The sequence below is a fragment of the Bacillus sp. BP-3 genome, assembly GCF_028401955.1.
Taxonomy (GTDB): Bacteria; Bacillota; Bacilli; order Bacillales; family Bacillaceae_G; genus Bacillus_A.
Map to the genome: position 1 here is coordinate 52,248 of NZ_JAQOTJ010000015.1, position 13,280 is coordinate 65,527.

12 protein-coding genes are annotated in these 13,280 nt (G+C 34.6%); all 12 read right to left on the bottom strand.

The features are described from left to right. Positions 1-167 precede the first annotated feature (167 nt). The 12 genes from nheB to PLX19_RS20080 all read right to left on the bottom strand — a co-directional run bounded on the left by nheB (position 168) and on the right by PLX19_RS20080 (position 13,206). Positions 168-1,298, bottom strand: a complete 1,131-nt coding sequence (gene nheB, locus PLX19_RS20025) for a non-hemolytic enterotoxin subunit B (protein ID WP_272190628.1) — start codon at positions 1,296-1,298, stop codon at positions 168-170. Positions 1,299-1,357: 59 nt separating this feature from the next. Beyond that, positions 1,358-2,518 (bottom strand): non-hemolytic enterotoxin subunit A, encoded by a 1,161-nt coding sequence (gene nheA / locus PLX19_RS20030; RefSeq protein WP_272190551.1) that lies wholly within the window; start codon positions 2,516-2,518, stop codon positions 1,358-1,360. Positions 2,519-3,336: 818 nt separating this feature from the next. Further along, positions 3,337-3,732 carry a cytidine deaminase gene (locus PLX19_RS20035; protein WP_272190552.1) on the bottom strand — a complete coding sequence of 132 codons (396 nt, stop codon included), beginning with the start codon at positions 3,730-3,732 and terminating at the stop codon, positions 3,337-3,339. A gap of 37 nt (positions 3,733-3,769) precedes the next feature. Then, on the bottom strand, positions 3,770-5,071 hold the full coding sequence (locus PLX19_RS20040) for a pyrimidine-nucleoside phosphorylase (protein ID WP_272190553.1): 1,302 nt from the start codon (positions 5,069-5,071) through the stop codon (positions 3,770-3,772). Between the two features lie 55 nt (positions 5,072-5,126). Continuing rightward, positions 5,127-6,308, bottom strand: coding sequence for a NupC/NupG family nucleoside CNT transporter (locus PLX19_RS20045; RefSeq protein ID WP_272190554.1), 1,182 nt, complete (start codon positions 6,306-6,308; stop codon positions 5,127-5,129). A 111-nt stretch (positions 6,309-6,419) separates the two neighbouring features. Then, the gene (gene deoC / locus PLX19_RS20050; protein WP_272190556.1) at positions 6,420-7,091 is read right to left on the bottom strand and encodes a deoxyribose-phosphate aldolase; all 672 of its coding nucleotides are present in this window, start codon (positions 7,089-7,091) and stop codon (positions 6,420-6,422) included. Between the two features lie 132 nt (positions 7,092-7,223). After that, positions 7,224-8,171, bottom strand: coding sequence for a sugar-binding transcriptional regulator (locus tag PLX19_RS20055; RefSeq protein ID WP_272190558.1), 948 nt, complete (start codon positions 8,169-8,171; stop codon positions 7,224-7,226). A 212-nt stretch (positions 8,172-8,383) separates the two neighbouring features. Beyond that, the gene (locus tag PLX19_RS20060; RefSeq protein ID WP_272190560.1) at positions 8,384-9,292 is read right to left on the bottom strand and encodes a branched-chain amino acid ABC transporter permease; all 909 of its coding nucleotides are present in this window, start codon (positions 9,290-9,292) and stop codon (positions 8,384-8,386) included. Positions 9,293-9,392: 100 nt separating this feature from the next. Continuing rightward, positions 9,393-10,253 carry a branched-chain amino acid ABC transporter permease gene (locus tag PLX19_RS20065; RefSeq protein ID WP_272190562.1) on the bottom strand — a complete coding sequence of 287 codons (861 nt, stop codon included), beginning with the start codon at positions 10,251-10,253 and terminating at the stop codon, positions 9,393-9,395. A gap of 25 nt (positions 10,254-10,278) precedes the next feature. Then, positions 10,279-10,983 (bottom strand): branched-chain amino acid ABC transporter ATP-binding protein, encoded by a 705-nt coding sequence (locus PLX19_RS20070; protein ID WP_272190564.1) that lies wholly within the window; start codon positions 10,981-10,983, stop codon positions 10,279-10,281. Then, positions 10,961-11,734: an ABC transporter ATP-binding protein gene (locus tag PLX19_RS20075; RefSeq protein WP_272190567.1), complete on the bottom strand. Its 774-nt coding sequence runs from the start codon at positions 11,732-11,734 to the stop codon at positions 10,961-10,963. Before PLX19_RS20075 ends, PLX19_RS20070 begins: the two co-directional genes overlap by 23 nt. 245 nt (positions 11,735-11,979) lie before the next feature. After that, positions 11,980-13,206, bottom strand: a complete 1,227-nt coding sequence (locus PLX19_RS20080; protein WP_272190568.1) for a substrate-binding domain-containing protein — start codon at positions 13,204-13,206, stop codon at positions 11,980-11,982. Positions 13,207-13,280 lie beyond the last annotated feature (74 nt).

Below are 13,280 nucleotides of genomic sequence, written 5' to 3' on the forward strand. Positions count from 1 at the left end.
AAATAGAGGTTCTCATACTTTCTTATTCTATAATCTTTACTAAGTTTCATAACTATATAGGAAGTCTCCTGCTCAAACTTGAACAGGAGACTCACATTATATGTTCTTCAAAAGGGAAACTCAGTATATTACATTTTTCATTACTTCGGCAATTTCTTGAAGTAATATTATTTGTTCACAAACGAAATCTCACTACTTTGAATATTTTCAGCATACTTTCTAATCTGCTCCCAATGATCCTTCGCTGTATCCAGATCTGCTGTTATATCCATAGCAAGGAATTCTGGGTCAACAGCTTTAGCACTCTTAATCAATGCGTCATATTTTGTTCCCATTCCATCCCACGCAGTCTTTATATTTTCAAGAGAAACAATAGCTTTATCAATTGTATCTGTTAAATTTTTAATATCACTTTGCACTATCGTTAACCTAGCTGACTGTAGTTGCGCCATTGAAATATTTTGTGTTAGCGTTATAATTTCTTCTTGTGCCTTGATTATCTGCTGCTGCGATGAAACAACTCCGTATATTGAGCCTCCTAATATAGGTGCACCAATGGGCGCAAAAGGTGAAAGAAATAAATATGCACCAACAGCAGTTCCAACCGACGATGCAATATAAATTTTGTTATTCTCATCAATTAATGCTTTATTTGTTTCGATTTGTTTCTGAAACAGTGGAATTCCAGCTTCTTGACCAGTTAAAATATTTACGATTTCTTCAGCATTTCCTTTTAAATTTTGTGTATCTTTTTCTAATTTGCCGCGAAAGCTTTTTAAATCCTCCACTAATTTGGTCACTTGATCTTTATTCTGTGAAACTTCACCATTCAACTTTGTAAGCAAAGCTGTTAGTTTGACTGGATCATTTTTATATTGTAATAAATAACGAGAATAATTTTGGAATTTTGTATCATAACTGATAATATTTTGATTCGTCGTAACTATCCCTGATTTCAAATTATTTAACCAGTATGTTGCATTTTCTCTAGTAAGATTTTGGTTGGCTTTAATGTCTGTTTTTAACTTATCGCCAACTGAAGGTAAACCATCCAAATTAATATCTGCTTGTTTAAGAATAGTTAAAGCATACAGGTCCATTACCAACATATTGGATTTAGTGTCCTTCATCGCATGATCAAGCCCTGTTGGTCCAAGGTAATAACTAGGGTATTTAAGGTCTTGATTTGCATAAATAGGTGCTGGTTCCTCTGCCGAGGCATATGATGGCATAATGCCACCCGCTACGATTGTTGCTATTAATGTAGATAAAGCCATTACTTTATAAGGTTTTTTCATCACATTTTTCTCTCCTCATATGATATTGTTAAGAATTATAGTTCTTCATTCTACAAATTTCATCCTGTTACTTTTATTTTTGTAACACTCTCTTGATATTCCGTTGTTTGTTTTTTCAATTCATCCGTAAACTGTTTGAGTTCTTTTAATCGTGCTTGTAATGAATTAGAATCTATTTTCGCATCAGTATTAAGACTTGTCCCCGTTTCAGTCACTATGTTATTAAAGGTGTCCCAACTACTTACTAGATTGTCAAAACTCTGAGTTTGCTTTTTAACTGTTCTTGTAAGGTTATTTAATTGCTGCTCAATAAGTGTCATTTGAGTTGCTTGCACTTCAATATTCGCTAAATTTTGTACCAATTGAATTAGTTTCTGTTGCTTCTGAGCAATAGCTTTATTCAGTTCTGTTACTTTATCATTTGTAAGTTGTCCATATTGGTTATAAACTGCTTCCAAATTAGACACGTCTACAGTTTTCTCCTTAACTCCATCTTTCAAAATATTAATAATCGACTTTGTAATATTTAAAGAGCCGTCTAGATTTTCTTTTGGTAGAGCTAGAAGTTTTTCAAAATCTTCTTGAATGTCTGCATTAAGGTGTCCAATTTCCGTTCTGAATTTTTCAATGTCTCCGTTTGAACCCTTATAAGATTCAAACGCTCTGCTAACTTTACTAGAAAAATTATTACTATCTTCAACCAATTCGTTTTTAGAATAGTTTAAGTCTTCTGAATTTATTTTCATATTATACTGAATTTTTTGCACGTCACCTTGAAGTAAATTAAAAATACGTACAAATAATGCTTTTGCTTGCGGATCTTCATTCATTTTTCCAGCTAGTTCAACCAACGTATTGTAATAATTTGTAAATATTATTCCAAAACTCTGTATGTCTTGATTTACAACGGATAATTTGTGGTTATTTACATCCAGGCAGTCTCGAACATGGTTTCTTATAGTACCTTGATCAGTTGTTATTCCATATATAGTATTTACATCAAGATCTGGTTGCTGTAATATGATTAGCCCATATCCTTGAATTAATGGCGTCTGTGATCCTAATTTCGTAATTGAATTTGATAACCTATCCATAGCGGGTCCAAGTATACTACTTGGTTGTAAATAAGTTGTATTACTTTCTGCAAAAGTATTTACAGGTAAGAAGCAACTTGTAGATACTGCTGTAACTAATAACCCTGCGACTAACGTTTTTTTCATAGTAATTCCTCCTATCAATTGGTTTTTTCTGATAAAAGAGTTAGACTAATTTTTAAATGTTTCATTTTTATTTCTATGAAAACTAGTCTTGAAACTTTTTATCATTATAGATTGTTACAAAGATGTTAATTGTGGGAATCTGATCACAGATTATAAATACTTGTACATAATGCCCTACTATAAACTTATTCCCTAAGAAGTTACATAAAAGACAAGTCGAAGTTAAACTTGATTTTGTATCTCATACACTGTAACGATCTTATGCCCTTATTAAAACATCATCTTTTTACCAAGTAAATCACAAAATTCCAAACACAAATCAGATTAAACCTAATATTCTAATAATATAATTAAAAAATAATTATATTAATAAAAAATTAGTAAACCTATTTATTATGAGAGTTATTAATTTTCATTTGATATTACTATTCAAACTATAATTATTATAACTTAATAAAGGTTTTTATTTCCATAAAAATGTTTTTTATATAATAAAATACTATTCTGTATAAACGTTCCCTATATTTGGGTATGTAAAATTGCATAAAAGCAGGGCTTAATTTACACTGTAATAAGCTATTTTTTCATAGAATAATTATTTATATTATTATTTTGAAAGCAATGGGTATATAAACTTCCAACTAAAGGAACTCGTTTATCATGAAGAATCCTCACCATTTTGATAACCCGTTAATACAAAATAAAGCGAAACTATGAAAATACAAAAAACCCCGAACCATAGACTTTTAAGTGTCCACGACTCGAGGTATAGTTCAATTAGAAAAAATTTCGTTTATAATTTTTAAATCATACAATACTTATTTTAAATCATCTATCGAAAATGCACCTGGCAGCATTTGTTCAACTGTTACCTCTTTTTCATCACCTTTTTGGTTCGTTAATAACACTGGCATTTTCGGATCGCAAAATTCTGCAATCACTTGTCTGCAAGCTCCGCATGGTGAAATAGGTCCATCGGTATTACCTGTTACAACCAAATAACTGAAATCGCGTTCTCCTTCTGACACTGCTTTAAAGATTGCTGTTCTTTCGGCACAGTTACATAAACCGTATGATGCATTTTCTATATTACAGCCTGTATAAATTTTACCATCTTTCGTAACGAGTGCCGCTCCAACAGGAAACTTTGAATACGGAATATAAGCTTTTGACAACATTTTATTTGCTTCTTCAATATATTTTTGTTTATTCATATCAATTCCTCCTCAAAGTAAATGTTATTATTAATTATTAATCAGTGATAACAGTATAGATTAATTTTGGAGCTTCAGCCTTTTCTGATATAGAGATATTTTCATAAATTTTTGCTTTTACCTCTTCAACTTCCTCGCGATTTGCATAAATCGTTACTAATGGCTCTCCTTCTTTTACCGTATCGCCAACTTTTTTACGTAACATTAAACCAACAGCTAAGTCTATTTCATCTTCTTTCGTAGCTCGGCCTGCTCCTAGAAGCATCGCAGCAATACCAATTTCATCAGCTACAATGTTAGACACAACTCCTGAAGTTTTAGCAGGTACATCAATTACATATTTCGCTTGTGGTAATTTTTCTGGCTGATCAACAATCGAACTGTCTCCGCCTTGATTGTGTAAAAATTGTTTAAACTTCTCAATTGCTTTACCGTTTTTCATAACTTCTTTCAACATTTCACGTGCTTCTTCTAACGTATTTGCTTTTTTAGCAAGTACAACCATTTGGCTTCCTAATACAAGCACCAATTCTGTTAAGTCTTCTGGACCTTCTCCTTTTAATGTATCAATTGCCTCTTTCACTTCAAGAGCGTTACCAATTGCAAACCCAAGAGGTTGTGACATATCAGAAATAACAGCCATTGTTTGACGGCCAACATTATTCCCGATTCGCACCATTGCATGAGCTAATTCAATCGCATCTTCTTCTGTTTTCATAAATGCACCAGCACCTGTTTTTACATCTAGGACAATTGCATCAGCACCAGCTGCGATTTTTTTACTCATGATGGAACTTGCGATTAATGGAATCGAGTTTACTGTTCCTGTCACGTCACGCAGGGCATATATTTTTTTATCAGCAGGTGTTAAATTTCCAGTTTGTCCAATTACTGCAACTTTATCACGGTTTACGATGTCAATAAATTGTTCTTTCGTAATTTCAACGTGGAAACCTTCTACTGCTTCTAATTTATCAATTGTTCCACCTGTATGTCCTAAACCGCGCCCAGACATTTTCGCAACAGGTACATCTAAAGCTGCCACTAACGGCCCTAAAACTAATGTTGTTGTATCACCAACACCGCCAGTTGAATGTTTATCTACTTTAACCCCTTCAATCTCTGATAAATCAATCGTTTCTCCAGATTCAACCATTGCTATTGTTAAATCTGCACGTTCACGGTCAGACATATCTTTGAAAAAGATAGCCATTGCAAGTGCACTTACTTGATAATCAGGGATTGTTCCATCTGTATATCCTTTAATAAAAAATTGAATTTCTTCTGTTGTTAATTCTTTACCGTCACGTTTTTTCGCAATGATATCTACCATTCTCATTCTGATCACCAATCCTTTTCATTTTTAGTTATTAAAAATTAACCCTGTTAAACGCTTAATATATTAAGCCAACAATAGTCGCTGATAAAAAGCTAACTAATGTTGCCCCAAACAGTAATTTCAAACCAAATCTTGCCACAACATTTCCTTGTTTTTCATGTAAACTTTTAACAGCACCAGCAATAATTCCAATAGAAGAAAAGTTTGCAAATGAAACAAGAAATACTGATAAGATAGCAGTTGTTCTTCCTGTAAAATGGAAATTCCCTTGGGCTAAATTTGTCATCGCTACAAATTCATTCGATACGAGTTTTGTTGCCATAATACTACCGGCGTTAACAGCTTCATCCCATGGAATCCCTACAATAAAGGCAAATGGAGCAAATACATATCCAAGAATTTCTTGGAACGAGATTCCAATTACGCCTTTAAATATTGCGTTAACAAAAGCGATTAAAGCAACGAATCCAATCAGCATAGCAGCTACAGTCATCGCAACTTTAAAACCATCTATAATATATTCCCCTAGCACTTCAAAAAAGGTTTTCTTCTCTTCTTCTTGTACTTCTAAAATGTCTTCTTCTTCAGTAACCTCATACGGATTAACAATAGAGGCAATAATAAATCCACCGAACAGGTTTAAAACTAAAGCGGTTACAACATACTCTGGTTTTAAAAGAACCATATAGGATCCCACTATAGACATCGACACCGTTGACATTGCAGACGCGCATAATGTATATAATCTTCTTTCACTCAATAACCCTAACTGTTTCTTAACAGAGATGAATACTTCTGACTGCCCTAAAATCGCTGAAGCTACAGCGTTATAGGATTCAAGTTTCCCCATTCCATTCACTTTACTTAAAACGAGACCAATGTATTTCACAATGAATGGCAATACTTTAATATGTTGTAAAATACCTATTAAAGCTGAGATAAATACAATTGGCATTAATACCCCTAAAAAGAACGAAAACTCATTTTTATTTACCAAACCGCCGAATACAAAATTAACACCATCAGCAGCGTACTTTAATAATTGTCCAAATCCATCTGCGATCCCACTTATTAAGATGTTCCCTGCACCTGTATTTAAAAGCAAAAAACCTAAAATAAACTGCAGGATAATCATCGTTACAATAGGACGGTATTTTATCTTTCTTCTATTATTACTGGCAAGCCATGCGATACATAAAATAATAACGAGGCCTAAAATACCTATTAAGTACTTCATTACATTCTCCCTCCCTTTCGTATCCGCTTACATATTTTTTAAGTGTTAAAGTAATAGATACACTATGTCTTTCAACAATTTGTGTATCTATTACTTACACCTTTTTATAGATTAATAAGTACTTGAACCGCCAGTTGTGTCATTTAACACAATTGCAACACTAGCACTTGCTCCAATTCTAGAAGCGCCAGCTTTCACCATTTTCTCTGCATCTTCTCTTGTACGAACTCCACCAGATGCTTTCACGCCAACGTTTTCTCCAACTGTTTTACGCATTAATGCGATATCTTCAGCAGTCGCTCCACCAGTTGAGAATCCAGTTGAAGTTTTTACAAAATCAGCACCAGCTTTTACTGACAATTCACAAGCACGTACCTTTTCTTCATCTGTTAATAAGCATGTTTCAATAATAACTTTTACAAGTGCTTTTCCTTTTGCAGCTTGTACAACTTCGTAAATATCTTTTTCAACGAATTCATTATCGCCATCTTTTAAAGCGCCAACGTTGATTACCATATCAACTTCAGTTGCACCTTTTGCAATTACATCTTTTGTTTCAAATACTTTTGTTTCAGTTGTATTCGCACCTAAAGGGAAACCAATTACTGTGCAAACATCTACATCATGCCCTGCTAATTCTTCAGCAGCTAATTTTACCCACGTAGGATTAATACAAACCGAAGCGAAATTATATTTCTTTGCTTCTTCTAAAACTTTCATAACGTCTTCTTTTTTAGTATCTGGTTTCAAAACTGTATGATCAATTAATTTTGCAATGTTCATTTTCTTCACTCCTCATGTCTTTTAACAACTTCATTCTAACTCTATTTTGAACAAATGTAAACACAGTTTTGAAATTTTGTTCACAACGGTAGAAAAAAGATCTCTCAAATGAACTTTGAGAGATCTCCTGCTCTATCCTTTTTGATAATTTAGCAACTCTTTTGCGGTATGCTGATCGATAATCAATACATTCGCATACCCTCCGCTTAACGCACCATCAATTGCCTTTACTTTTCTAAAACCTCCAGCAACAAGAACAGAACGTTTCTTTAGACGTAGTTCATCTAAATCAATTCCAATTGTACGCTTATTAATTTCCTCGCTGCAAATTTTACCATCTGCATCAAAGAAACGTGAACAAATGTCCCCAACAGCTTGCTCTTTTAATAGGCTCATTTCTTGTTTATCTAAATAACCTAACCGAAACAATAAAGCTTCATCTCGAACAGTTCCAACAGTAAAAATCGCAATATTCGCTTGTTTTCCCATTTCAATAATATGGTGGATATGTCGATCCTGTTCTACTAATTCCTTTGTCACTGCATTATCAAATATAACTGGGAGTGGTAAATTTCGCGGTGTCGTTTGAAAAGCATCTGCAAATAAGGCGATTGTCTCATTTGCATATGTATTTACACTTGAATGACTGATGCCCCCTTTTAATTGGACAACCTCCACTCCTTTTACATGCTGTGGTATAATTTTTCTGGCGATTTCATACATTGTCGTTCCCCAACTCACACCGACAATATCACCATTACCAACATTATTTTCCATATATTCAGCAGCATACTTACTAATATACTCCGTAATGGCCGTGTACTCTGGTACAGGGGAAAATACGACATGCGCTTCTAATAAATTATATTTTTCTTTAAGTAGGTTACCCACATTATCTAAATCAGCAAATGGATCGGCTATATGAATTTGAACAAACCCTTTTTCTTTTGCATATTTTAACAACCTTGAAATAGTCGGCCTTGAAATATTCAATTTATTTGCAATTTCTTGTTGACTATAATCGGATTGGTAATATAACCTTGCAACTTCAACGCTCAATTGTTGTTTTTCTTTATCCATATTCGTTATTTCTAGACCCCTTCCAAACTTATTCTATCTTAATGGCATCATAACATTTCATGTTGTAAAATTCGACTATCTAAATTGGAGATAAAAGTATTTCATTTAATAAATTAATTTTTAGTTATTTAATTTTCAAAATAAAAAACATACAATTGTACCATTTTATACAAAAACGGACTCTCCAATCAAAGAGTCCGTTTTCTATTGCATTAAACACTATGCTCAATTTGTTCCTTCTTCTCTTTTTTCTTATGGCGTTTCCAGTTCACCAACTTCCTAACTGTTCCAATCATACCTGTTGGAAGACCTAATAAGACGATGATATACAATAAACCAAGAAAAATTGTCCATCGTTCAAAGATTGGATACTGTGCAGCAAGCTCTGACAAATAGTATTTCATAGATTCAATTATTCCTGCCCCTATTCCCCCTCCTACTAATGTCCCAATCCCACCGATTGTTGTCATTAATAAAGCATTCAGCGTCATATCAATTGAGAACACGGTCGTATTTACAAAGCGGAGTGTAATAACAAATAACGCACCGCTCACAGATGCTATAATTCCAGCCACAACACTCGCAATTACTTTATAGTGAAGGATTTTATAACCAAGTGCCTCCACACGTTGTTCATTTTGCGAAATCGCTTTCAATACTTTTCCGATTGAAGATTTTGTAAACAATTGTAGTAATAAATAAAAAAGCAAAAGACTTATTAATGTAATATAGTAAAATGTGAAGCGATCTCGAAATATATCAGGTACACGGAATGTAAACCCATCTCCCCCATGCGTGACCGTTCTCCACTTTTCAGCGAGCACAAAGAATAGTTGAGAAATCGCCAGTGTTAGCATCGCATAAAAGTGACTTTTTAATCGTAAGGAAAGCATACCAATCATATAACTAACAACAGCTGATAAAGCGACTGCTACTATAATCCCTATTAAAAAACTTGATATCGATGCCTCTTGTCGATCGAATAAGAGTGCGACACAATAAGCACCGATTCCAAAGAACATACAATGTCCAAACGAAACAATTCCTGTGTAACCTAATAGAATATCAAAACTCATCGCGAAGATTGCGAAGATGAAAATTTGTGTAAACAAGATTAACATGCTCCTCGAATCGTTTATAAAAGGAAATATGATAAAAAAGAAAAAAACTGCACCTCCAAAATACAAACTAACCCGATTAGATAATGTGTTCATAACAGTCTCACCCCTTTTCACCAACAATTCCTGTTGGCTTAACTAATAAGACGAATAACAGCATTAACATGTTTATCGCAAGTGATAGATCCGGCATATAATACGCTGTAAAAGCCCCTGCCAAGCCAACAATTAAGGATGCAATTACAGAACCTTGCACACTACCTAATCCACCAATAATTACAACGATAAAAGCTAAAATAGCATACTGCATTCCCATTTCGGCAAAAATAACACCCGAATAAGGCGCAAGAAGGAACCCACCTAACGCCGCCATTCCAGCTCCTAATAAAAACACGAAAGAAAAGATGGCCTTCACATTAATTCCAAGTGCTTGAACCATCTCTTTATCCATTACACCAGCACGAATCATGAGCCCAATTTTCGTTTTCCGAAGTAACAATATAAATCCGATGTAAACCAATACACCGATCAAAATAACAAATAAACGATACTTGATTAATATGATCCCATCAAATGTAAAACTTCCTTGTAACCAATTCGGTAATTTAGCTCCTATCGGATTTGGTCCCCAAAATACTTTTATACATTCACTAAGTACAAGCATGCCACCAAGTGTAACTAACAACTGACGAACGTGATTTCCATAAACAGGACGAATAAGAAATCTTTCTAATATCAAGCCAAGAAACATACCGATCACAATCGCACCAATTAATGCAAACATGTAACTGCCTGTTACATGAAACAACCACACTCCAGTAAAAGCGCCCCACGCAAATAGCCCGCCATGAGCGAAATTAAGAACGTCCATCAAACCGAAAATGAGCGTTAAGCCAGATGCTAATAAGAAAATAAGTACCCCTGTCGAAACACCATTTACAAATAAATTAACTAACACATCCACATTTTTCACCTCACCTATATAAAGGTTAAGAAATCCCTAAATATTTATGGCACGTTTCCTTATTTTCCTTCAGCTCACTCATCGGACCATTATGCACAATTTTCCCATTATCCATAATGTAAAAATAATCACCAATTTGACTGGCCATCATAAAGTTTTGTTCGACAAGTAAAACAGTTGTTTTTTCCTTCATTTTTAAAATTGAGATCATCAACTTCTCAATCATGATTGGTGACAAGCCTTTACTAGGCTCATCAATAAGCAGCAAGCCTTCACTATTAATGTAAGCCCTTGCGATAGCGAGCATTTGCTTTTGTCCTCCACTTAATAACCCACTCTTTTTCTGCCAAAATTGTTTTAAGTCTGGAAAAAGATCCAGCATCCATTCCACTTTTTCATCGGTTTCTTCATTTTTTTTCGTTTGAGCAAGAGCAAATGTTTCTTCAACCGTTAAGTCGTAAAATATCCCTTGATTTTCCGGTACATACCCCATACCTTTTCGAGAAATCATATGTGTTGATAGCCCATTTACTTTCTCATCACCGAAATAAACCGCTCCGTTAGAAATTGTGTGAAATCCCATAATAGAGCGCAGCGTTGTCGTTTTCCCTGCTCCGTTTCTTCCAAATAAGACTGTTATTGTCCCTTTCTCTACTTCAAAAGAAACACCTTGTAAAATATGAAACTGATCTAAATACGTTTCGATATTATCCACTTTTAATAGTGTCACTATATAATCCCCCTAAATAGGCAGTCTGAACACGCTCATCCTTCATAATCTCTCCTGGTAACCCTTCAGCTAATAATTCCCCCTGAAATAACACAACGAGATGATCAGATAAGTGAAGAACCATATCCATTTTGTGCTCAATTAACACAATCGTTTTTTCATGATCAGCTTTTATATTTTCAATCACTTGTAGAATAGCGGGGACTTCTTCAATAGAAATACCGGCTGTTGGTTCATCTAACAACAGCATGTCTGTTTTAAGTGCTAAAAGCATTGCAAGTTCTAATTTCCGCTTTTCTCCATGAGCTAAATCTTTTGCCGGTACTTCTTCCTTTCCATTCAGCAACACAGCCTCGAGTAAATGGCGCGCTTCTTCTTGTTGCTGTTTATATAGAGATGACCGCGGGAAAAAACGATAATAATCTTTCGCAAAAGACTGTACACCAAGCCGAACATTTTCAAGAACCGTTAATTCTGGAAAAATGTTTGTAAGCTGAAAAGAACGTCCCATACCAAGACGTGTTCGATCTGGAATCGATAGTTTTGTAATGTCACGTTCCTTAAAATAAATCTCTCCTTTCGTCGGAGAAAGTTGGCCACTTAACAAATTAAAAAGGGTGGTTTTCCCTGCTCCGTTTGGTCCAATAACGGAAATAAATTTTCCTTTTGGTATCATTAAATTTACGTCTTTAATAACATGATGTTCTCCAAACGAAACCGAAAGGTTCCGAGTCTCTAACAATTTCTTCACACTATGTCCTCCTCACAAAGGATTCCTTTATATATAAATACAAATTGAAAAAGCGACATAAAGTGAAACTTCCATCAGTGGATGTTTCCTTCACCACTCAGTCATGTTCTAGCCGTTATTTCCCATGTATCTTCTTTTTCTTTAAATCAGTTATCCATTCCTTTTATAGAATGGATAACTTTCATCAATAGTCTTTATAAAAAGCTGCCTACAATAGATAATTTGTATACCTTTGTTTTTTCTGATTATTCTGATTTTTTATTGCGAATTGGTGGTTCTGTTTCTGTCATTTTTAATTCACGCTCTAAAACTGGAATCGGATAATCAATCCCATCTTGTTTTTTCAATGTAATTGAATAAAGCGTTTGCAAAGCTTGATGATCTTTCGCCCGGAATTTCATTGTCCCTTTTGGTGTTTCAAATTCCATTCCTTCCATTTTCTTAATGAGCGTATCAGTATCCGTATCACCTTTTGTTTTCTTTAAGGCCTCAACGACTGAAATAGCAGCTGACATCCCACCAGCTGTAAACAAGTCTGGAACAGCACCGTTAAATCGTTTTTTATGTTCTTCTACTAACCAACCATTCACTTTATTTTTTGGAAGCGTATTATAATACACTGAAAATCCTTGCATGCCAACTAGCGCATCCATCGTTTTTAATGCTGAAATATCAGGTGCACCCGTCGAAATTTTAATCCCTTGCTGTTCCACATTCATATCTTTTAATTGCTTCCACGGCGAATTTGCACCTGCCCAAACAATAAATAAATACTCAGGTTTTGAGCTTATAATATTTTGGATATTTGCCGTAAAATCAGTAGAATTCGTATCAGCATATTGTTCGTTTACAATGTTTGCACCTAACTTCTTTGCTGCATCTTTAAACGCGGCAATCCCTTCTCTTCCGAATGCATTGTCTTGAGCTAGCGTCGCAATCTTCACATCTTTCTTAGCAATTGATGCTGCACCAGCAATTGCATCTTGAGATGAATTTCGTCCTGTTCTAAAAATATATTTATTCCAGTTCTTCCCTGTAATACTATCTGCTACAGCCGGCTCAACAACCATTATTTTTTTATATTCTTCAGCCAATGGTAAAACTGCTAACGTATCACTTGAACTAGATGAACCAACTAAAAAATCTACTTTATCTTCTTCTAATAGTTTTGTAGCCTTCTTAACAGCTACATCTGCTTTTGTTTCTGTATCTTCTACAACAAACTTAATCTTTTTCCCTTCTACTTTTCCTGTTCCACCTGTTGCATAATCCAGACCGAGCTCAAATCCATTTACCGTTTGTTTTCCATACGATTCAAGCGGTCCAGTTAACGAAGCAAGAACACCTACCTTAACTGTTTCCTCATTACTTGTACTTGCTTTCTTTCCAGAACATCCAGCTGATACAAGCAGTGAGCCAAGTATACAACCTGTACACACTATCTTTAGCCACTTACGTTTTTTCACTGACATCACAATTCCTCCCCTATCATTTACCTTCCTAGAGAATTGAATACACTGAAACGAAACACCCGTAATCATGACAT